The sequence below is a fragment of the Streptomyces sp. NPDC060209 genome, from assembly GCF_042728155.1.
In the GTDB taxonomy this organism is placed as follows: domain Bacteria; phylum Actinomycetota; class Actinomycetes; order Streptomycetales; family Streptomycetaceae; genus Streptomyces.
On record NZ_JBHWZS010000027.1, the window covers coordinates 17,810 to 38,575 of the forward strand.

A 20,766-nucleotide genomic window follows, 5' to 3' on the forward strand; every position below is an offset into this window, starting at 1 on the left:
TGCGCGCCACGGTCGGGTGTGCCGGTTCATGCCCGGCCTGTGGGGATATGGGACCCTGGTCGGGACGCCGCCGCCCCGACCAGGAGTCGCCATGATCTTCATCGCCGTCAAGTTCACCGTGCTTACCGCCGAGCGGGACAACTGGCTCCCGGCCGTCGAGGAGTTCACCCTCGCCACCCGTCAGGAGCCGGGAAACCTCTTCTTCGACTGGTCCTACAGCGTCGAGAACCCGGACCAGTTCGTCCTGCTGGAGGCGTTCGCCTCGCAGGAGGCGGGCGTGTCGCATGTGAACTCCGAGCACTTCAAGGCGGCGATCGACACCATGTCGGAACTCGTCAGCGAGGTCCCGGAGATCATCAACGTCGAGGTGCCCGGGGACGACTGGTCCCGGATGTCGGAGGTCACCCCGCGCAACCGGTGACCGTGCCCGTCATCGACCGGTGGCCGGCCCCGCGCAACCGGTGACCACCGCCGTCAGAACTCCTCGTGCGTATCGGGGTCCCCGCCGAAGCGGTGCGGCGGCCGGGCCCCGATCCGGTCCAGCTCCTGCTGGGTCAGCTCGAAGCCGAACAGGTCGAGATTCTCCCGCTGCCGCCCGGGATCGGCGGACTTCGGGATCGGCACCGCTCCCAGCTGGGTGTGCCACCGCAGCACGACCTGGCCCGGCGTCACACCATGGGCCTCGGCGGCGGCGATCACTTCCGGGGCCTCCAGCACCTGACGCCCCCGGGCCAGCGGACTCCAGCTCTCCGTGACGATGCCCTTCGCGGTGTGCACCGCCCGCAGCTCCTCCTGCGGGAGCAGCGGATGCATCTCGATCTGGTTCACCACGGGCAGCACCCCCGTCTCCCGCTCCAGCCGGTCCAGATGTTCCGCCGTGAAGTTGGAGACGCCGATGGCGCGCACGAGGCCGTCCTCGCGGAGCTTGATCATGGCCTTCCAGGTGTCGAGGTACTTGTCCACCCGGGGCAGCGGCCAGTGGATGAGATAGAGGTCGACGTAGTCCAGCCCCAGATTGCTCCGCGACTCCTCGAAGGAGGCCAGCGTCTCCTCGTACCCGTGGTGGCGGCCGGGCACCTTGGTCGTGACGAAGAGTTCCCGCCTCGGCACTCCGGAGCGGGCGATCCCGCGGCCGGTGCCGGTCTCGTTCCTGTAGTTCAGCGCGGTATCCACGAGCCGGTACCCGACCTGCAGCGCACCGGCGACGGCCTTCTCGGCCGCCTCGTCGTCGAGCGGCCAGGTACCGAGGCCCACCGCGGGGATGGTGCTGCCGTCGTGGAGATTGCGGACCGGGGGCGGTGTCTGGCTCATGGTCTCCCATTTCGTTCGCTTACGGTCCCCGCCAGCGTAGGACGGGCCGCCGGGAGGGGCGCGCGGCGCGGCGCCGGTCGGCCGCGGGCGGATCCTGCCGGGCGCACCGCTGGATTCCGGCCGAAAGTGGTGTCGGAAAAGGTGGAAGCACACGGACTGCCGGGACCCGGGACCCATGGCAGCGAGACGTAAGGAGCAGGACCATGGCGCAGCTGACTCTCACCACGTTCGTGTCGCTCGACGGAGTGATGCAGGCGCCCGGAGGTCCCGACGAGGACACCACAGGCGGTTTCGAGTACGGCGGATGGCTGGTCCCCTTCGCGGACGAGGGCATGGGGACCTTCATGGAGGAGGTCTTCGACCGCGCGGGTGCCTTTCTCCTCGGACGGCGTACGTACGACATCTTCTCCGCCTACTGGCCCGAGGTCACCGACCCGCAGGACCCCATCGCTTCACGTCTCAACACCCTGCCCAAGCACGTCGTCTCCACCACCCTCACCGACCCGGCTTGGGAGAACACCACGGTGGTCCCGGGCGACGTGCCTGCCGAGGTCGCCAGGCTCAAGGAACGGACGGCGGAAGGCGAACTGCAGATCCACGGGAGCGGCACCCTTGCGCAGTCCCTCATGGCCCATGACCTGATCGACGAGGTCAACCTCCTGGTCCACCCGGTCTACCTGGGCAGCGGCAGACGGCTGTTCCCGGACGGAGGGCGGCCGACGGCCTTCGAGCTGACCGGAGCCCGGACCACCGGGAGCGGCATCGCGATCAACACCTACCGGCCGGCGGGACGTGCGCGGTTCGGAACCTTCGAGCCCGAGGGATGACCGAGGCGGTCCGCCGCGAAGGTCACCGCACCTCCGGCGGTGTCCAGCGGGCGGGGCGTCCCAGGGCCGCGAGGACGAGGGGAAGTGTGCCGGGCACGTCGGGACCCGTCGTGTCCTGCGGGGGGAGCGACGGGCGGAACGCGGAGTCGGGAGCGCGCCGTCCGGCACCGTCCGGTACGGCCAGTGCGATCGGCAGGGCCGCGCGCAGCACGGGTTCCGGCAGGCGGAGGGGGAGTCCGAGTGCGACCGCCACGTCCCACGCGTGCACCACGTGGTCGACGAAGTGGAACTCGACGGCCCGCTTGCCGGGCACCGCCCGCGTGCTGATCTCCGGCAGTGCGAACGGCCTGTCGAGCACCCCGGGGGAGGCGAAGGCGTCCAGGAGTACCCCGGCGGCGGCCCGGTAGGCGCCGGCCGGGTCGTCCCCGGGATCGGCCGTCCGCCAGAAGGCGGCTTCCGCTCCCTCGCCACGTGCCGCCGCCGCGAACCCGTGGTGCTGCGCGGCCATGTGTGCCACCAGGTCCCGCAGATTCCACCGGTCACACGGGGTCGGCCGACGCCAGTCGCCGGGGCGGGCGCGGTCCACGACGCGGACGGACTCCAGGACGGCGGCGCGGTCGAGCCGGACGATGTCCATGAATGCCTCTCAGTCCCAGGGTTCCGAGCCGGTGAGGATCCGCTCCGTGTACGCCCACACCGGGGCCAGCAGGTGGTCGGCTGCGGCTTCGCGACGGGCGCCCGGCTCGGAGAGCGCGGCCGTCGTCGTCTCGCGCAGGAGCGACCGCGTCACTCCGCGCCCCCGGAACGCCCGGACGACGCGCGTGTGATCCGGCCGGGCGACGAACCGCATCAGGGATGCCTCATCGGTCCAGACGGTGACCGATCCCGACCGGTTGAGCCGGGGGCCGGTGTCCATCCAGAGCCGGATGGCGACCGCCCCGGGCGTCAGAGGCCAGCTGCGCCGCAGCCGGAAGCCCTCGGCTGCGACGGCGGGCGTGCCCCACGGACGGTGTGTGACGAATTCGGTGACGCTGACGACTACGGCCGAGCCGGGACCGGTGCTGTGCGCGGCCGGACCGGGCTTCCAGGACGTCTTCCATATGACGGGCGGCATAGCCGGACCTTCCGTCCAGTCGGGCAGGCGAGGTGAACGGACCGGACTCGTGTCCCGGCCTCCCGCCGACCATATAACTAAACGAACGAGCGTGCAGTTATTTACGATCGGGGATCGCGGGCAGCGTGGAAGGGTCGGTGGCGCCGGCGTGCAGGCGCCACAAGATGGCCCGCGCCGCCTTGGTGTAGCCGGGATTGTTGTTGTGCAGCACGGACTCCGCGTTGGCCAGCTCCATGAACGCGATGAGCTCGAAGGCCAGCTGCGAGACGTCCGTGTCGGCGGCGAGTTCGCCCCGCACCCTGGCCTCCTCGACGGTCTCCTCCACGAAGGTGACCCAGCCCGTCTGCGTGGAGGCCAGCGCGTCGTGCACCTTGCCCTCCCTGGAGTCGAACTCGGCGATGGTCGCGTAGAAGAAGCAACCGCCGCTGAACACCCGGCGCTGCGAGTAGGAGAGCCAGCTCTCGCACATCCGCCAGACGCGGCCCAGACCGGGGGGAACCGCCCTGGTCGGTGTCAGCACGTGTTCGACGAAGACGGTCACGGCGGCGCGCACGGTGGCGAGCTGCAGCTCCTCCTTGGAGCCGAAGAGGGCGAACACGCCGCTCTTGCTCAGCTTCAGCTCCGTGGCCAGCCGGCCGAGCGACAGGCCCTCCAGTCCTTCGGTCGAGGCGACGTGGACCGCGCGCCCCAGCACCAGCTGCCTGGTCTGGTTCCCCCGCTCGACCCGTCCGTCCAGCCGCGCTCCACCCATGTGCCAACTCCGTGTGTCCGAGCGTCCCAAGACCGACATTCTAGGAGGAGCCGACACGGTCGTATGACCGCTTCGACCGGTGACGACCCCTGCGAACACGTGGCCGAGTCACCCTGTGGACAGAGGTTCCCGAGGGGGGTGGCCGTTCGATACGGTGTTCGCTCCCGTGTGAGCCGGCGAAGTCTCCACATCGTTCCCGCTGTGGAGAACCAGGAGAACCAGGTGTCCTCTGCCGTCCTGCCCGCTCTCGCCCGCCCCCGCCGGGCGTGGGTCACCGACCTGCCGCTGCTGCTCGTCGCCGCCGTCTGGGGTGCCAGCTACCTCGCGGCCAAGGGCATCACCACGACGCACACCGTGATCGCCGTCCTCGTGCTCCGCTTCGCGATCGTGCTGCCGGCCCTGGCCGTCGCCGGGTGGCGCGGGCTGAGGGCGCTGAGCGGCGCGCAGTGGCGTGGTGCGGGCCTGCTGGGACTCGTACTCAGCGGAATCTTCCTGCTCGAGACGTACGGCGTCGTGCACACGTCGGCGACCAACGCGGGGCTCATCATCAGCCTCACGATGATCTTCACCCCGCTCGCCGAGGCGGCCGTGACCCGGGTCCGGCCGCCGGCGGCCTTCCTCGCGGCGGCGGGCCTCTCGGTCGCCGGCGTGGTGCTGCTGACCCAGGGCGGCGGTTTCACCAGCCCCTCGACAGGCGATCTCCTGATGCTGCTCGCCGCCCTCGCCCGCACGGTCCACGTCCTGGCGATGGCACGGATCAAGGCGGTCCAGGACGCCGACTCGCTCTCCCTGACCACTGTGCAGCTCGGCAGCGCCGTCGCGGTATTCGCCGTACTGGCCGCCGTCCCCGGGACCGGACCGGCGCCCTGGACGGTGGCGGCGGACTTCGGCGCCGCCGAGTGGGCGGGGCTGCTCTTCCTGTCCGTCTTCTGCACGCTGTTCGCGTTCTTCGTGCAGATGTGGTCCGTACGCCGCACCTCGCCGTCCCGGGTCAGTCTGCTGCTCGGCACGGAACCGCTCTGGGCCGCCGCCGTCGGCATCGCGATCGGCGGCGAGCGCCTCGGCGTCCTGGGAGTGCTCGGCGCGGTGCTCGTGCTGGCGGGCACCGCGTGGGGGCGCCGCCGCGCAGATGTCACGCCCTGATCGAGTCCGCCGCGATCATCACGGCCGCGCCCGTCACGACCAGCACGATGTTGACGAAGAGCCCGTAATCGTCGAGGAAGTCCAGCTTCGCCACCACCGCCCAGAGGCGGAACCAGCCCGTCCACTCGTACAGCAGCCCGGCGGCACCCTGCGCGAACACGATGAACCCGACCGTTTCCACGAATTTCTTCATTGTCCGAGCGTGGACCGGACCGCCCGGCGCCCGCGTCGGTCATCGGTCTGCGGGCGCCCGACGGAAGTCTCGGATCGTACGACTTCGGTATCTCCCTCGGGCTGAACGGGCCGGAGCGTCCGGCGGCTGCGTACTTTGTCGGTATGACCCGTACGGAATACCCCTGGCTGCTGCCCTCGGCACTGGCCGATCACGAGCGGCCCGGCCACCCGGGCAGACCGCGCCGGACCGTGCGGGACTGGGTCGTCGACATCACGCTCTTCCTCTGCGCCGCCGCGTTCGGGACGGCCGCCCTCTCGGCGATCGAGGCCGACCCGACCACACCGGACGGGGTCGTCCTCGCCGACTCGCTGATCGGGGCGGCGGCATGCTGTGGGCTCTGGGTCCGGCGGAGATGGCCCGTGGCGGTCGCCGTGACCCTGACCGTCGTCAGCCTCGTCGAGCCCGTCGCGGCAGGGGCCATGCTGATCGGCCTGTTCAGCCTGGCCGTGCACCGGCCGTTCAAGCCGGTGGCGTTCATCGGCGCGGGCGCACTGGTCGTCGCGCCCCTGCAGCCGATGCTGCGCCCGGACCCCGAGACCTCCTTCGTCGCCTCCGCCATCATCGGCGTCCTGCTGATTCTCCTCGTGCTCAGCTGGGGCATGGTCGTACGCTCACGGCGGCAGCTGGTCGTCACCCTGCGCGAACGCGCGCACCGGGCCGAGACCGAGGCCGCGCTCCGCGCCGAGCAGGCCCAGCGGCTGGCGAGGGAGGCCATCGCCCGCGAGATGCACGACGTCCTCGCCCACCGGCTGACCCTGCTCAGCGTCCACGCCGGCGCCCTCGAATTCCGGCCCGACGCGCCCCCGGCCGAGGTCGGAAGGGCCGCGGGAGTCATCCGGGACAGCGCCCACGAAGCGCTCCAGGACCTCCGCGAGATCATCGGGGTGCTGCGTGCCCCGGGCGAAGGCGACGAGGGCAACAGGCCCCAGCCCACCCTCGTCACGCTGGACGCACTGATCGACGAGTCCCGCTCGGCCGGCATGGAGGTCACCCTGGACAACAGCGTCGCCGACCCTGCCAGGGCGCCCGCGGCCACCGGGCGCACGGTCTACCGCATCGCCCAGGAGGCACTGACCAACGCCCGGAAGCACGCTCCCGGGGCCCCCGTAGGAGTCACCGTGGCCGGCGGACCGGGCGACGGGCTGACCATCGAGGTCGGCAACCCCGCTCCCGCCGAACCCTTCGAACCGGTCCCCGGATCCGGTCAGGGGCTCATCGGCCTCACCGAACGCGCGAGCCTGGCCGGCGGCAGTCTGGACCACGGGCCCAGGCCCGACGGCGGATTCACGGTCCGGGCCCGGCTACCGTGGCCGGCATGAGCACTCCCACGTCTCCGGAGGCCCCACCGGTCCGGCTGGTCGTCGTCGACGACGATCCGCTCGTACGCGCCGGACTCACCCTGATGCTCGGCGGCGCCGGAAGCATCGACATCGTGGGGGAGGGCGCCGACGGCACCGAGGTCGCCGCCCTCGTCGACCGTTCGCATCCCGACGTCGTGCTCATGGACATCCGGATGCCTGGCATGGACGGGCTGGCCGCGACCGAGGAGCTCCGACGCCGGCCCGGCGCCCCCGAGGTCATCGTCCTGACCACCTTCCACGCCGACGAGCAGGTGCTGCGGGCCATCCGCGCGGGCGCGGCGGGGTTCGTCCTCAAGGACACCCCGCCGGCGCAGATCGTCGAGGCGGTCCTGCGGGTCGCGGCCGGCGAGCCCGTCCTCTCGCCCGCCGTCACGCGCAGGCTCATGGCCCGCGCGGCAGGCGAACCGGAGGACGACCGGCATTCCCGCAGGACACGTGCCCGGCAGCGGTTCGCCGGACTGGGGGAGCGCGAGCAGGACGTGGCCTCGGCCGTCGGACGGGGCAGCTCCAACGCGGAGATCGCGGCGGAACTCCACCTGAGCGTGGCCACCGTGAAGACGCACGTCTCCCGGATCCTCGCGAGGCTCGGCCTCAACAACCGGGTACAGGTCGCCTTGTTGGTGCACGACGCGGGTCTCCTCCATGAGGACGAGGACGGGACGGGAGACGGCCGCCTAGGCTGAACCGGTCAGACCGGAAGAGGGGGCGGGACGATGTCAGTGGTCGATCTGCGCGGGGCGCGGGACTTCGGCGCGAATCCGTATCCGTACTACGCGAAGCTGCGCGCCGAAGGGCCGGTGCACCCGGTCCGTACCGACGACTTCGAGCGGATCTGGATGATCGTCGGCTACGAGGAGGCCCGCGCGGCCCTCGCGGACCAGCGGTTCAGCAAGGACTGGCGGACGACGGACCTCTGGTCGGCGTCGGAGAACCCGATCAACGCCAACATGCTGGAGATGGACGCCCCGCACCACACCCGGCTGCGCAAACTCGTCGCACGCGAATTCACCGCCCGGCGGATCTCCGCGCTGCGCCCACGGGTCGAGCAGATCACCGAGAACCTGCTCGACGCGATGGTGCCCGCCGGGAGCGCCGACCTCATCGACGCGTTCGCCTTCCCGCTGCCGATGACCGTGATCTGCGAACTCCTCGGCGTACCCGACATCGACCGGGACGCCTTCCGCCGGCTGTCCAACGCCATCGTCACACCGGTCTCGGCGGAGAAGGAGGGCGAGGCGGTCCAGGCGATGGGGATCTACCTCGACGAGCTGATCGAGGACAAACGCTGCTCCCCGGGCGACGACCTGATGAGCGCCCTGATCCAGGCACGCCACGAGGAGGGCGACCGCCTGTCGCCGGACGAACTCATCGGCATGGCCTTCCTGCTCCTGGTGGCGGGACACGAGACCACCGTGAACCTGATCTCCAACGGTGTACGCGCCCTGCTCGACCATCCGGAGCAGCTGGCCCTGCTCCGTGCCCGGCCGGAGCTCATCGACGGCGCGGTCGAGGAGATGCTCCGCTACGACGGACCTGTCGGGACGGCGACTTTCAGGTTCGCCCGTGAACCCGTCGCGATCGGCCCGGTCGTCATTCCGCAGGGCGAGACGGTGCTGGTCGCCCTGGGCTCCGGAGGCCGGGACCCCGGGCGTTATCCGGACCCGGACACCTTCGACATCCGGCGCGAGGCTCAGGGGCACCTGGCCTTCGGGCACGGCATCCACTTCTGCCTGGGCGCGCCACTGGCCCGGATGGAGGGCCGCATCGCGATCCGCGCGCTGCTGGAGCGCTGCCCCGGACTCGCGCGGGACCCGGAGGGCGGGGAGCCGGACTGGCTGCCAGGGCTGCTGCTCCGGGGGGTCCGTCGTCTGCCGGTGCGCTGGTGATGTGTGATGACGTCCATGACTGAACTCTCCTTCGACACGGCACAGCAGGTCCTCGACAGCCAGCCGTTCAGCGGGCTCGTCGGCGCGCGGATCACCGGGTTCGGGGACGGCGCGGCCGTCCTCGAGGTCGACGTGCGCGAGGAACTCACCCAGCAGAACGGGTTCCTGCACGGCGGGGTGCTGTCCTACGCCGCCGACAACGCGCTCACCTTCGCCGCCGGGACGACGCTCGGACCCGCCGTCCTGACCGGCGGCTTCTCGATCCAGTACGTCCGCCCGGCGAGCGGCCGAACCCTGACCGCCCGTGCCGAGGTGGTCCATACCGGCCGCAGGCAGGCCGTCGTGCGCTGCGATCTGTACACCGTGGACGACGAGGGGGCCGAGACACTGTGCGCGGTGGCGCAGGGGACGGTGCTCTCCGCCCGCCCGTCCTGACCTGAAGGGAACCGCCTTGACCACTGAAACCCTGCTCGACCTCGGCGCACTCGGCGACGACTTCATCCGCGACCCGTATCCCGTCTACGCGCGCTTACGGGCCCTCGGCCCGGTGCACCGGGTCCGCGTCCCGGAGGGGGCGCAGGCCTGGCTCGTCGTCGGGTACGAGGCGGGGCGGGCGCTCCTCGCCGACCAACGGCTCTCCAAGGAGTGGCGCAGGGCGTCGCCCTCGCTGGGCGTCAGCAAGGTGTCCGCGGGGACGTCCATGCTGAGCTCCGACGCCCCGGCCCACACCCGGCTGCGCAGGCTCGTGGCACGGGAGTTCACCCCACGCCGCATGGAACGGCTCGCCCCGCGCGTCCAGGAGATGACGGACGAACTCCTCGACTCCATGACCGACGGGCCCGCCCGGAGCGCCGACCTGGTCAAGGCGCTGTCGTTCCCGCTGCCGATGGCCGTCATCTGCGAGCTGCTGGGTGTGCCGTCCCTGGACCGGCAGGCATTCCGTGAATGGTCCAACACCGCCGTGTCGTCCCTGGACGCCGACGCGCGCGGCCGGGCCACCGCCGCCATGACCGAATACCTGAGCGGGCTGCTCGCGGAGAAGCGCGAGGCCCCTGGGGACGATCTGATGAGCGCGCTGATCCACACGTCGGACGACGACGGCGATCAGCTCTCGGCCGATGAGCTCATGGGCATGGCGTGGCTGCTGCTCGTCGCGGGACACGAGACCACGGTCAACCTCATCTCCAACGGCGTCCTGAGCCTGCTGAACCACCCCGACCAACTGTCTCTGCTGAGAGCCGACTTCGGTCTCATCGACAACACGGTCGAGGAGACCCTCCGCTACGAGGGACCCGTCGAGACCCCTACGTACCGCTTCACCACCGAGCCGCTCGACGTCTCGGGCACGGTGATCCCCGGCGGTGGCGAGCTCGTCCTGGTCGCGATGGCCGACTGCGACCGCGATCCCGCCCGCTACCCGGACGCCGACCGCTTCGACATCACGCGGGACGCCCGCGGACACGTCGCCTTCGGCCACGGCATCCACTACTGCCTGGGAGCGCCGCTGGCCCGCATCGAGGCCCGGATCGCCATCCGGTCGCTCCTGGAACGCTGCCCGGGGCTGCGTCTCGACACGGACCCGGCCCGCCTGTCCTGGCGTACGGGCATGCTGATCCGGGGCCCGCTGAGCCTGCCGGTGGCCTGGTAGCGGTCTTCAGGCCTCGGCGATCTCCGTCATCCTCACGGGACGGCGCTGCCCGCGCGACAGCTCGCACGCCTCGGCGATGCGCAGGGCGTGCAGCGCCTCCCGGCCGTCGCACGGGTTCGCCAGCTCCCCGCGTACGACGCCGAGGAACGCGTCCAGTTCGGCCTCGTAGGCCGGGGCGAACCGCTCCAGGAAGCCCGGCCACGGCTTGGCCGGCGCGGGAGGACCCTGCGGCTCGGCGGACGTGAGCGGCGTACGGTCGTCGAGCCCGACCGCGATCTGATCCTGTTCGCCCGCCAGCTCCATGCGGACGTCGTAGCCCGCCCCGTTGCACCGGGTGGCCGTCGCCGTGGCCAGCGTGCCGTCGTCCAGCGTCAGCAGTGCCGCCGCCGTGTCCACGTCGCCCGCCTCCCGGAACATCGCCGGGCCCGCGTCCGATCCCGTCGCGTACACCTCCGTCACCTCACGGCCCGTCACCCAGCGCAGGATGTCGAAGTCGTGCACCAGGCAGTCCCTGAACAGGCCGCCCGAGAGCGGCAGATACGCGGCGGGCGGGGGAGCGGGGTCGGAGGTCGTCGCCCGCACGGTGTGCAGCCGGCCCAGGGAGCCGCCGCGCACGGCGCTGCGCGCCGCGGCGTAGCCCGCGTCGAAGCGGCGCATGAAACCGAGCTGGAGCACGGTGCCCGCGCGCTCGACCTCGCGCAGCGCGCCCAGTGTCCCCGCCAGGTCCAGTGCGATCGGCTTCTCGCAGAAGGCGGGCAGGCCGGCCCGTGCCGCCCGGCCGATGAGGTCCGCGTGCGCCGAGGTGGCCGAGGCGATCACCACCGCGTCCACCCCCGCGCCGAGCACCTCCTCGGCGGACGCGACGGCGATGGCCCCCGTCCGCGCCGCGACCTGTGCCGCGCGGACGGTGTCCGGATCCGCCACCAGCAGGGAGGTGACCGCGGGATGGCGTGCCAGGACGCCCGCGTGGAAGGAACCGATCCGGCCCGTGCCGATGAGTCCGATGCGCATGGACCCAACGTGCCGCCCCCCAGGCGCACTGTCAACTATATGTCCTGACAAACAGAAGGGTGTGGCGCGACGGTACGGGGTACGCTCCGTGCCGTGCCCAAACCCGCCGCCGACTCCGCCGCCCTGGGGCTGGGCGTGGACCGCACCAGCCCCGTCCCGCTCTACTACCAGCTGGCCCAGCAGCTGGAGGCGGCCATCGAGAAGGGGCGGCTCGCACCCGGCAGTCTCCTCGGCAACGAACTGGAGCTCGCCGCACGGCTCGGACTGTCCCGGCCCACCGTCCGCCAGGCCATCCAGTCGCTCGTCGACAAGGGGCTGATGGTGCGCCGGCGCGGTGTCGGCACCCAGGTCGTGCACAGCCGCATCAAGCGCCCGCTCGAACTGAGCAGCCTCTACGACGATCTGGAGACCGCCGGCCGGAAGCCGGCGACCCGGGTCCTGCGCAACACGGTCGAGCCGGCGACGCCCGAGATCGCCGCCGCACTCGGTGTCGAGGAGGGCAGTGACGTCCATCTCGTCGAGCGGGTGCGGTACGCGCACGACGAGCCCATGGCGCTTCTGCGCAACCACCTCCCGCCCCGGCTGCTCGACCTCGGCACGGAGCGGCTGGAGTCGACCGGCCTGTACCGGATGATGCGGGCCTCGGGAATCACCCTGCACAGCGCCCGGCAGTCCGTGGGGGCCCGCGCCGCCACCGTGGAGGAGGGCGAACTGCTCGCGGAGCCCGCCGGGGCGCCGTTGCTGACGATGGAGCGCACCACCTTCGACGACGGCGGCCGGGCGGTCGAATTCGGCTCGCACGTCTACCGGGCCTCGCGGTACGCCTTCGAGTTCCAGCTGCTGGTCCGGCCCTGAGCTGCCCGGCCGTGCACCCTCGGGTCAGTATGTTCGGACAAGAGCATTGACGCGGTCATGCTAGGTCGCTAGAACGACGGGAGGGCGCGGCCCGCGCCCCTGCCGGGCGATGCCGGTCCGGGCTCGGGGATACTTGGCCCGCCGGGCGGCGAGTCCGCTCTCCCCGGCTTCACCAGGCAGCACAGCGAGCAGCACTAGAAGGGCACGGCGTCGTGGCAAGGGTTCGGACAGGGGTACGCGCGATGGGCGCCGTGCTGGCAGCGGTACTGGCGGCCTCCCTCGCGGGATGCAGCAGCACCGGCGGCAAGCGGGCGGAGGAGCGCGCCGCCCAGCAGGCGGCCGAGGGCCGGTCCGCGGTGAACACGCCCCGCTGGACGTTCGCCATGGTCACCCACTCGGGTGATGGCGACACCTTCTGGGACATCGTCCAGAAGGGTGCCGAGCAGGCGGCCGTCAAGGACAACATCAACTTCCTGTACTCGCACAACGACGAGGGACAGCAGCAGGCCGAGCTCGTCCAGACCGCCATCGACAAGAAGGTCGACGGCCTGATCGTCTCGCTGGCCAAGCCCGACTCGATGAAGACCGTCGTGGCCAAAGCCGTCAAGGCCGGCATCCCCGTCATCACGGTGAACTCGGGATCCGCCGAGTCCAAGGCCTTCGGCGCGCTCACCCACATCGGCCAGGACGAGTCCATCGCGGGCGAGGCCGTCGGCGACGAGCTCGACGAGCGCGGCCGCAAGAAGGTGCTCTGCGTCCTGCACGAGCAGGGCAACGTCGGCCACGAGCAGCGCTGCGCCGGGGCGAAGAAGACCTTCGACGGGACGATGCAGAACCTCTACGTCGACGGCACCAACATGCCCGACGTCCAGGCTTCCATCGAGGCCAAGCTCGACTCGGACAAGAGCATCGACGCGGTCGTCACCCTCGGCGCCCCCTTCGCCGCCGCGGCCGTCAAGGCGAAGCAGACCGCGGGCAGCAAGGCCGAGATCGACACCTTCGACCTCAACGCGAGCGTGGCCACCGGACTGCAGAACGAGTCGCTCGGCTTCGCCGTCGACCAGCAGCCCTACCTCCAGGGGTACGAGGCGGTCGACCTGCTCTGGCTCTACCGCTACAACAAGAACGTGCTCGGCGGCGGCCTGCCCGTCCTGACCGGCCCGCAGATCATCACCGCCGATGACGCCGACGCGCTCGCCGAGTACACGAAGCGGGGGACACGATGACGGTGACCGGGCAACCGGCGGCGCCCCGCACCGACGAACGCCTGCTGCGCACCTCCCCGCTGCGCAAGCTGCTCGGCCGGCCCGAGCTCGGCTCGGTCGTCGGGGCCGCGGCCGTCTTCCTCTTCTTCGCGTTCTTCGCCGACAGCTTCCTGCAGGCCTCCAGCCTCGGCACGGTGCTGTACGCGGCCTCCACCATCGGGATCATGGCGGCGCCCGTGGCGCTCCTGATGATCGGCGGGGAGTTCGACCTGTCCGCCGGCGTGATGGTGACCAGCTCCGCGCTGATCTCCTCGATGTTCAGCTACCAGATGACCGCCAACGTCTGGGTGGGCGTCTTCGTTTCGCTGCTGGTCACCCTGGGTTTCGGCGCCTTCAACGGTTTCATGCTGACCCGCACCAAACTCCCGAGCTTCATCATCACGCTCGGCACGTTCCTGATGCTGACCGGCCTGAATCTGGGCTTCACCAAGCTGATCAGCGGCACCGTGTCGACCAAGGCCATCGGGGACATGGAGGGCTTCGACTCCGCCCGCAAGGTCTTCGCGTCCTACCTCACCATCGGCGACGTCGAGCTGAAGGTCACCATCCTGTGGTGGGCGGCGCTCGTCGCGATCGCCACCTGGATCCTGATCCGCACCCGCTTCGGCAACTGGATCTTCGCAGTCGGCGGTGAGGCCGACGCCGCACGCGCGGTGGGCGTCCCGGTGATCCGTACGCGGATCGGGCTCTACCTCGGTGTCGCCTTCGGTGCTTGGGTCTCCGGGCAGCACCTGCTGTTCTCCTACGACGTGGTGCAGTCCGGCGAGGGTGTCGGCAACGAGCTGATCTACATCATCGCGGCCGTGATCGGCGGCTGTCTGATCACCGGCGGTTACGGCTCCGCGATCGGGTCCGCGATCGGCGCGATCATCTTCGGCATGACCAGCAAGGGCATCGTGTACGCGGAGTGGAACCCCGACTGGTTCAAGTTCTTCCTGGGGGCGATGCTGCTCCTGGCCACCCTGCTCAACGCATGGGTACGCAAGCGTGCGGAGGCGACGAAATGACGGCCACCCAGGCTCCGGCTCCCCGGGACACGGCCGGCCCGGCGCTCGTCGAGCTCGACGACGTCAGCAAGTACTACGGCAACATCAAGGCTCTGGAGAACGTCTCGCTGGAGGTCCACGCGGGGGAGATCTCCTGCGTCCTCGGCGACAACGGCGCCGGCAAGTCCACCCTGATCAAGATCATCGCGGGGCTGCACCGGCACGACGCCGGGACGTTCCTGATCGAGGGCGAGGAAACCACACTCGCCAATCCGCGCGACGCCCTGGACCGGGGCATCGCCACCGTCTACCAGGACCTGGCCGTCGTCCCGCTCATGCCGGTCTGGCGCAACTTCTTCCTCGGCTCGGAGCCGACGAAGGGGACCGGCCCGTTCAAGCGCCTCGACGTACGGCAGATGCGTGAGACGACCCGCACGGAGTTGTTGCGGATGGGCATCGACCTGCGCGACGTCGACCAGCCCATCGGCACCCTGTCGGGCGGCGAACGCCAGTGCGTGGCCATCGCCCGTGCCGTGTACTTCGGTGCGAAGGTTCTCGTCCTGGACGAGCCGACCGCCGCGCTCGGCGTCAAGCAGTCGGGGGTCGTACTGAAGTACGTCGCGGCCGCCAGGGACGCCGGGCTCGGCGTGGTTCTCATCACGCACAACCCTCACCACGCCTACCTCGTGGGCGACCGGTTCGTCCTGCTCAAGCGTGGCGCGATGTCCGGGAGCCACACCAAGGGCGACGTCACACTGGACGAACTGACCCGCCAGATGGCCGGTGGGAGCGAGCTCGACGAGCTCAGCCACGAGCTCGAACGAGCCCCGTCGCCCGGCCACCTCGGCGGCCGTCCGGTCGAGGACGACACCCCATAAGTCCCGTTTTGCATCCCCCGCTCCCGGACCGAAGGCCGATTCCGGGGGCGGGGGAATGGCAGAATCGTGCAAGGCGGGCGCCGTCCGCCGCCGGACGGATCACCGACCGGCCCCCCGACCTGCGCAGGGACGATGAGCACGTACCGCGACTTCACACACCGCGGCTCCGCCCGCGCGACCGTCCTGCGGACCGTCGGCACCAGGGAGCGGCGCTCGCACCTCACGGCGCCCAGGGTTCCGACCGTCGGCATCGACATCGGCGGGACGAAGGTGATGGCCGGCGTCGTCGACGCCGACGGCAACATCCTGGAGACCCTGCGCACCGAGACGCCTGACAAGTCGAAGAGCCCGAAGGTCGTCGAGGACACCATCGTCGAACTGGTCCTGGACCTCTCCGACCGGCACGACGTGCACGCCGTCGGGATCGGCGCGGCGGGCTGGGTCGACGCGGACCGCTCCAAGGTGCTGTTCGCCCCGCACCTCGCCTGGCGTGACGAGCCCCTCCGCGACGCCATCGCCTCCCGGCTCGTGGTCCCCGTGATGGTCGACAACGACGCCAACACGGCGGCCTGGGCGGAATGGCGCTTCGGCGCAGGCCGGGGCGAGGACCATCTGGTCATGATCACGCTGGGCACCGGCATCGGCGGCGCGATCCTGGAGGACGGGCACGTCAAGCGCGGCAAGTACGGCGTCGCGGGTGAGTTCGGCCATATGCAGGTGGTGCCCGGCGGGCACCGCTGCCCGTGCGGCAACCGCGGCTGCTGGGAGCAGTACAGCTCGGGCAACGCCCTCGTGCGCGAGGCCAGGGAGCTGGCCGCGGCGGACTCCCCGGTGGCCCACGGCATCATCGAGCGGGTCAAGGGCAACATCCCCGAGATCACCGGGCCGCTCATCACCGAACTGGCCCGTGAGGGCGACGCGATGTGCGTCGAGCTCCTCCAGGACATCGGTCAGTGGCTCGGCGTCGGCATCGCCAATCTCGCCGCTGCCCTGGACCCGTCCTGCTTCGTCATCGGCGGCGGCGTCAGCGCGGCCGACGACCTGCTGATCGGCCCCGCCAGGGACGCCTTCAAGCGCCACCTCACCGGTCGTGGCTACCGCCCCGAGGCCCGGATCGCGAAGGCGCAGCTCGGCCCCGAGGCGGGTATGGTCGGCGCCGCCGACCTCGCGCGCCTGGTCGCCCGGAGGTTCCGGCGGACCAACCGCCGCCGGGTCGAGCGCTACGAGCGGTACGCGCAGTTCTACGACCAGGCGGCCACCACCATCCGGAACACGCGGGGCACGCGTAACGCCGACTGATCCGGGTGCCGCGCAGCCGCGGCACCCGGCCACCCGCACTCCGCTCCGTACCGCAGCTTCGAGGGATCACCGACCATGACCGCAGCCGAGCACCACATCGTGCCGCGCCAGCCCCCTTCGTCCGGCTCCTCGGGGTCCTCCGGGTCGTCCGGTTCCTCGGGCTCCTCGGGTTCCTCGGGCTCCTCGGGTTCCTCGGGCTCCTCGGGCTCCACCGGACCCTCCGGCTCCGGAGAGGGCGACGGGACGCCTCCGCAGGACCGGCGCAGGGTGATCCGCCGCCGCCTGATCACGCTGACCATCATCGTCCTGCTCATCGGCATCCCCGCCGGCTACCTGGTGATCTCCGCGGGACAGAGCCGTCGCTCCGGCAAGGACAAGGAGGCCGAGGCGGCCGCCCAGGGACTGCGCGAGGACTGGCCGTCCGGCATGCAGCGCCGGATCTTCGAACTGCCCATTCCGGGCAATGCGACCGGGGTCCAGTACTACGAGACGAACAACTGGAAAGCCAGCCGCATGTACGTGAAGTTCCGTACGACCTCCGCCGGGCTCGACCGCTTCCTGAGCGGTGTCGGCACCGGACGGGCCGCGCTGGAGACGGACGAGGTCACCATCGGCCAACGGGACATCAAGATCACCGGGTGGCTCTTCGGACCGGGCGTCGACTGGTCGGGAACGACCCACAAGAACAAGGACCCGCGCCCCACCCAGAACATCACCGTCAACATGACCGATCCGGCGGCTCCGGTCGTCTACGTGGTCTCCGCGGCGACCCCCTGACGCGGACCGGACGGGCCGCTCATTACCCTGGAGCGAGTGAGTGAAGTGAGCGAGACGACCCCGCAGCCCGCCCGGCCCCCGCGGACGGCCAACCCCGAACCCCTTCAGGGCGAGGTGATCCGGCAGCTGCCCCCGGCGCCCCAGCCCGTGACCGGGCAGCAGTACGCGCAGGCACCCGGGCCGACGGCCGTCCAGCCACAGCAGGCGACCACCCCGCCTCCGCAGCAGGTGTCCGTCCCGCCCTCGCAGCCGGTTTCCGTGCCTTCGCAGCAGGCGCCCGTGCCGCAGTACACGCAGCCGCACGCGCAGCAGGCGCCCGGCCCGCAGTACGCCCAGTCTCAGGTTCCGCACCCGGTGCAGGCTCCGCCGCACGCGCAGCAGGTCCCCGGGCAGCAGTACGCCCAGTCGCAGGTCACACAGCCGCTGTCGGTCCAGCCGGATGCGCAGCAGGTCACCGGGCCGCAGCGTGCCCAGCCGGACGCGCAGCAGGTCACCGGGCCCCAGCATGCCCAGCCGGACGCGCAGCAGGTCACCGGGCCCCAGCATGCCCAGCCGCGGGTTCCGCAGCAGCCCCAGGGCTCCGGCGGCGCGCAGCCGGGTGGCCCGGCTCCCCAGGTGCCTGAGCCCGGCCCCGGGCCGCAGGCGGCGCAGGGACCGCAGCCCGGTCGGCTGCTCCAGTACCGCTTCGACGGGCCGGAGGACGCCCCGGTCCTGGTCATCGGGCCCTCGCTCGGCACCACCTGGCACATGTGGGACCGCCAGATACCCGACCTCTCCCAGCACTGGAGGGTCTTCCGCTACGACCTCCCGGGGCACGGCGGAGCCCCCGCCCACCCCGCCGCCGCGGTCACCGACCTCGCCGACCGCCTCCTCGCCACCCTGGACAGCGTCGGCGTCCAGCGCTTCGGATACGCGGGCTGCTCCATCGGCGGCGCCGTCGGTGCCGATCTCGCGCTCCGCCATCCGCACCGGGTCGCCGCCCTGGCCCTCGTCGCCGCGTCACCGCGCTTCGGCACCGCCGACGAATTCCGGCAGCGCGGAGTGATCGTCCGCAGCAACGGCCTGGAGCCGATCGCCCGCACCTCCCCGGAACGCTGGTTCACCCCCGGCTTCGCCGCCGCCCAGCCGGCCATCGTCGAGTGGGCCGTCCAGATGGTCCGTACCACCGACCCCGGCTGCTACATCGCCTCCTGCGAAGCCCTGGCCGCCTTCGACATCCGTACGGAACTCCCCCGCATCGGGGTGCCGACCCTCGTCCTGGTCGGCGCCGAGGACAAGGTCACCGGCCCCGCCGAGGCCAGGACCCTGGTCGCCGGCATCCCGGACGCCCGGCTCGCCCTCGTTCCCGGCGCCTCCCACCTGGCCCCGGTCGAGCAGCCGGCCGCCGTCACCGATCTGCTGCTCATGCACTTCTCGACCGCCTGGCAGGACACCCTGGGGTCGACGCCCGTACCGCCGTCCCCGGGTTTCGCCGCCCCGTTCGCACCGGTCGTCCCCGTCGCCGAGATCGCTGCCGCCGCTGACCTGCCCGACGCTTCCCCCACGGGACGCAGTGACCGTTACGACCGGGGCATGAAGGTCCGGCGCGAGGTGCTGGGCGACGCCCATGTGGATGCCGCGACGGCCGCGTCCGACGGCTTCACCGACGACTTCCAGGAACTCCTCACCCGCTACGCCTGGGGCGAGATCTGGAGCAGGGAAGGCCTCGACCGCAAGGCCCGCAGCTGTGTCTCCCTCACCGCGGTCGTCGCGTCCGGACACCTGGGCGGCCTCGCGCAGCACGTCAGGGCGGCCCTGCGCAACGGACTCACACCCGTCGAGATCAAGGAGGTGCTGCTCCAGACGGCCGTCTACTGCGGCATCCCGGCGGCAGGTGCGGCGTTCGAGATCGCACAGTCCGTGATCCAGGAGGAAACCACCCCGCCGGCGTAGCAGGATGGTGGCATGAACGCCTCGTCTCTCACGCTCGTCAAGAAGACCCACTCCTGCGTCCGCCTGGAGCGGAACGGGCAGTCGCTCGTCATCGATCCCGGCGGATTCACCGAGGAGGACGCGGCGCTCGGTGCCGACGCGATCCTGGTGACGCACGAACACCCGGACCACTTCGACGAGTCGAGGCTGCGCGCCGCGTTGGAGTCGAACCCCGCCGCACAGGTGTGGACCCTGCGCAGCGTGGCCGAGCAGCTGTCCGCCGCGTACCCGGGACGCGTGCACACGGTCGGTCACGGCGACACGTTCACCGCCGCCGGGCTCGACGTACAGGTGCACGGCGAACTGCACGCGGTGATCCACCCGGACATCCCGAGGGTCACCAACATCGGGTTCCTCGTGGATGGTTCGGTCTTCCATCCGGGCGACGCCCTCACGGTGCCCGACCACCCCGTGGACACGCTGATGCTCCCGGTCATGGCCCCCTGGAACAAGATCTCGGAGGTCATCGACTACGTACGCGAGGTGAAGCCGCGCCGTGCGATCGACATCCACGACGCCCTGCTCACCGACCTGGCCCGGCCGATCTACGACAAGCAGATCGGCGCCCTGGGCGGAGCGGACCACGGCCGGCTGACCCCGGGCGACGCGACCCGTCTCTGACCCGGCTGTCAGTGGGAGCGGTTAGGTTTACTGCATGCGCATCGCGACCTGGAACGTCAATTCGATCACTGCCCGGCTTCCGAGGCTGCTGGCCTGGCTGGAGAGCAGCGGCACCGACGTGCTGTGCCTCCAGGAGACCAAGTGCACGCTCGAGCAGTTCCCCGCCGAGGCGCTGCGCGAAGCGGGCTACGAGTCCGCGGTCAACGCCACGGGCCGGTGGAACGGCGTCGCGGTGCTCTCGCGTGTCGGCCTCGCGGACGTCGTGACGGGCCTCCCCGGCGGCCCGGAATACGAGGGCGTGCAGGAGCCGAGGGCGGTCTCCGCGACCTGCGGGGGCGCCCGAGTCTGGTCCGTCTACGTCCCCAACGGCCGCGAGGTCGAACACGATCACTACGCCTACAAGCTGCGCTGGCTGGAGGCCCTGCAGCAGGCCGTCGCCGAGGACGCGGCGGGGACGCTGCCGTTCGCGGTCCTCGGCGACTACAACATCGCGCCCACCGACGAGGACGTCTGGGACCCGGCGCTCTTCGTGGGTGCCACACACGTCACCCCCGCCGAGCGGGACGCGCTCGCGGCGCTGCGCGAGAAGGGCCTCTCCGACGTGGTGCCGCGCCCCCTCAAGTACGACCACCCGTACACCTACTGGGACTACCGCCAGCTCTCCTTCCCGAAGAACAAGGGCATGCGCATCGACCTCGTCTACGGCAACGCCCCCTTCGCGGCGGCGGTCAAGGACAGCTACGTCGACCGCGAGGAGCGCAAGGGCAAGGGAGCCTCGGACCACGCCCCGGTGGTCGTGGACCTCGACGTCTGAGGGCCTTGCGCCG

Annotated in this window: 23 protein-coding genes; 17 read left to right on the plus strand and 6 right to left on the minus strand. The window is 71.1% G+C overall.

What is annotated here, in order from left to right:
- The first annotated feature begins 91 nt into the window (after positions 1-91).
- Positions 92-421, plus strand: a complete 330-nt coding sequence (locus ACFWFI_RS08215) for a putative quinol monooxygenase (protein WP_387387038.1) — start codon at positions 92-94, stop codon at positions 419-421.
- 53 nt (positions 422-474) lie between these two features.
- Here ACFWFI_RS08215 and ACFWFI_RS08220 read toward each other — a convergent pair whose 3' ends face one another.
- The gene (locus ACFWFI_RS08220; RefSeq protein ID WP_387387042.1) at positions 475-1,311 is read right to left on the minus strand and encodes an aldo/keto reductase; all 837 of its coding nucleotides are present in this window, start codon (positions 1,309-1,311) and stop codon (positions 475-477) included.
- 203 nt (positions 1,312-1,514) lie between these two features.
- Between ACFWFI_RS08220 and ACFWFI_RS08225 the strand changes: the two genes are divergently transcribed.
- Positions 1,515-2,138, plus strand: coding sequence for a dihydrofolate reductase family protein (locus ACFWFI_RS08225; protein ID WP_387387046.1), 624 nt, complete (start codon positions 1,515-1,517; stop codon positions 2,136-2,138).
- A 22-nt stretch (positions 2,139-2,160) separates the two neighbouring features.
- Here ACFWFI_RS08225 and ACFWFI_RS08230 read toward each other — a convergent pair whose 3' ends face one another.
- The 3 genes from ACFWFI_RS08230 to ACFWFI_RS08240 all read right to left on the minus strand — a co-directional run bounded on the left by ACFWFI_RS08230 (position 2,161) and on the right by ACFWFI_RS08240 (position 4,003).
- On the minus strand, positions 2,161-2,775 hold the full coding sequence (locus ACFWFI_RS08230; protein ID WP_387387049.1) for a TIGR03086 family metal-binding protein: 615 nt from the start codon (positions 2,773-2,775) through the stop codon (positions 2,161-2,163).
- A 9-nt stretch (positions 2,776-2,784) separates the two neighbouring features.
- Positions 2,785-3,252 carry a hypothetical protein gene (locus ACFWFI_RS08235; protein ID WP_387387052.1) on the minus strand — a complete coding sequence of 156 codons (468 nt, stop codon included), beginning with the start codon at positions 3,250-3,252 and terminating at the stop codon, positions 2,785-2,787.
- A 97-nt stretch (positions 3,253-3,349) separates the two neighbouring features.
- Positions 3,350-4,003 (minus strand): TetR/AcrR family transcriptional regulator, encoded by a 654-nt coding sequence (locus ACFWFI_RS08240; protein ID WP_387387054.1) that lies wholly within the window; start codon positions 4,001-4,003, stop codon positions 3,350-3,352.
- Between the two features lie 222 nt (positions 4,004-4,225).
- On the opposite strand from ACFWFI_RS08240, the gene ACFWFI_RS08245 reads away from it, so the two are divergent.
- Positions 4,226-5,146, plus strand: coding sequence for a DMT family transporter (locus ACFWFI_RS08245; protein WP_387387123.1), 921 nt, complete (start codon positions 4,226-4,228; stop codon positions 5,144-5,146).
- On the opposite strand, the gene ACFWFI_RS08250 is transcribed toward ACFWFI_RS08245, so the two are convergent.
- Positions 5,136-5,339, minus strand: coding sequence for a hypothetical protein (locus ACFWFI_RS08250; RefSeq protein ID WP_387387056.1), 204 nt, complete (start codon positions 5,337-5,339; stop codon positions 5,136-5,138). The two genes, ACFWFI_RS08245 and ACFWFI_RS08250, sit on opposite strands and share 11 nt — an antisense overlap.
- A 143-nt stretch (positions 5,340-5,482) precedes the next feature.
- Between ACFWFI_RS08250 and ACFWFI_RS08255 the strand changes: the two genes are divergently transcribed.
- From ACFWFI_RS08255 to ACFWFI_RS08275, 5 genes are read left to right on the plus strand one after another with little or no spacing between them, the layout of a single operon-like run.
- Complete coding sequence (locus ACFWFI_RS08255; protein ID WP_387387058.1) at positions 5,483-6,700, plus strand: sensor histidine kinase; 1,218 nt, start codon at positions 5,483-5,485, stop codon at positions 6,698-6,700.
- Positions 6,697-7,425, plus strand: coding sequence for a response regulator (locus tag ACFWFI_RS08260; protein ID WP_387387061.1), 729 nt, complete (start codon positions 6,697-6,699; stop codon positions 7,423-7,425). Before ACFWFI_RS08255 ends, ACFWFI_RS08260 begins: the two co-directional genes overlap by 4 nt.
- A 30-nt stretch (positions 7,426-7,455) precedes the next feature.
- Positions 7,456-8,628 (plus strand): cytochrome P450 family protein, encoded by a 1,173-nt coding sequence (locus tag ACFWFI_RS08265; RefSeq protein WP_387387063.1) that lies wholly within the window; start codon positions 7,456-7,458, stop codon positions 8,626-8,628.
- 15 nt (positions 8,629-8,643) lie between these two features.
- Positions 8,644-9,063, plus strand: a complete 420-nt coding sequence (locus ACFWFI_RS08270; protein WP_387387065.1) for a PaaI family thioesterase — start codon at positions 8,644-8,646, stop codon at positions 9,061-9,063.
- Between the two features lie 16 nt (positions 9,064-9,079).
- Positions 9,080-10,276 (plus strand): cytochrome P450 family protein, encoded by a 1,197-nt coding sequence (locus ACFWFI_RS08275; RefSeq protein WP_387387067.1) that lies wholly within the window; start codon positions 9,080-9,082, stop codon positions 10,274-10,276.
- A gap of 6 nt (positions 10,277-10,282) precedes the next feature.
- Here the strand turns inward: ACFWFI_RS08275 and ACFWFI_RS08280 are convergent, their stop codons facing one another.
- Positions 10,283-11,287, minus strand: a complete 1,005-nt coding sequence (locus ACFWFI_RS08280) for a Gfo/Idh/MocA family protein (protein WP_387387070.1) — start codon at positions 11,285-11,287, stop codon at positions 10,283-10,285.
- A gap of 93 nt (positions 11,288-11,380) precedes the next feature.
- Between ACFWFI_RS08280 and ACFWFI_RS08285 the strand changes: the two genes are divergently transcribed.
- The 9 genes from ACFWFI_RS08285 (at position 11,381) to ACFWFI_RS08325 (ending at position 20,753) form a co-directional block, all read left to right on the plus strand.
- Positions 11,381-12,142 (plus strand): GntR family transcriptional regulator, encoded by a 762-nt coding sequence (locus tag ACFWFI_RS08285; protein WP_387387073.1) that lies wholly within the window; start codon positions 11,381-11,383, stop codon positions 12,140-12,142.
- A 242-nt stretch (positions 12,143-12,384) separates the two neighbouring features.
- Positions 12,385-13,368: a sugar ABC transporter substrate-binding protein gene (locus ACFWFI_RS08290; RefSeq protein WP_387387075.1), complete on the plus strand. Its 984-nt coding sequence runs from the start codon at positions 12,385-12,387 to the stop codon at positions 13,366-13,368.
- Positions 13,365-14,414 (plus strand): ABC transporter permease, encoded by a 1,050-nt coding sequence (locus ACFWFI_RS08295; RefSeq protein ID WP_387387077.1) that lies wholly within the window; start codon positions 13,365-13,367, stop codon positions 14,412-14,414. Before ACFWFI_RS08290 ends, ACFWFI_RS08295 begins: the two co-directional genes overlap by 4 nt.
- On the plus strand, positions 14,411-15,271 hold the full coding sequence (locus ACFWFI_RS08300; RefSeq protein WP_387387081.1) for an ATP-binding cassette domain-containing protein: 861 nt from the start codon (positions 14,411-14,413) through the stop codon (positions 15,269-15,271). The genes ACFWFI_RS08295 and ACFWFI_RS08300 overlap by 4 nt, the downstream gene beginning before the upstream one ends.
- A gap of 132 nt (positions 15,272-15,403) precedes the next feature.
- Positions 15,404-16,570 carry an ROK family glucokinase gene (locus ACFWFI_RS08305; protein ID WP_387387083.1) on the plus strand — a complete coding sequence of 389 codons (1,167 nt, stop codon included), beginning with the start codon at positions 15,404-15,406 and terminating at the stop codon, positions 16,568-16,570.
- A 75-nt stretch (positions 16,571-16,645) separates the two neighbouring features.
- The gene (locus ACFWFI_RS08310) at positions 16,646-17,347 is read left to right on the plus strand and encodes a hypothetical protein (RefSeq protein WP_387387085.1); all 702 of its coding nucleotides are present in this window, start codon (positions 16,646-16,648) and stop codon (positions 17,345-17,347) included.
- A 669-nt stretch (positions 17,348-18,016) separates the two neighbouring features.
- Positions 18,017-19,279, plus strand: coding sequence for a bifunctional 3-oxoadipate enol-lactonase/4-carboxymuconolactone decarboxylase PcaDC (locus ACFWFI_RS08315; RefSeq protein ID WP_387387126.1), 1,263 nt, complete (start codon positions 18,017-18,019; stop codon positions 19,277-19,279).
- A gap of 12 nt (positions 19,280-19,291) precedes the next feature.
- Positions 19,292-19,939 (plus strand): MBL fold metallo-hydrolase, encoded by a 648-nt coding sequence (locus tag ACFWFI_RS08320; protein ID WP_387387087.1) that lies wholly within the window; start codon positions 19,292-19,294, stop codon positions 19,937-19,939.
- Between the two features lie 34 nt (positions 19,940-19,973).
- Positions 19,974-20,753: an exodeoxyribonuclease III gene (locus tag ACFWFI_RS08325; protein WP_387387089.1), complete on the plus strand. Its 780-nt coding sequence runs from the start codon at positions 19,974-19,976 to the stop codon at positions 20,751-20,753.
- Positions 20,754-20,766 lie beyond the last annotated feature (13 nt).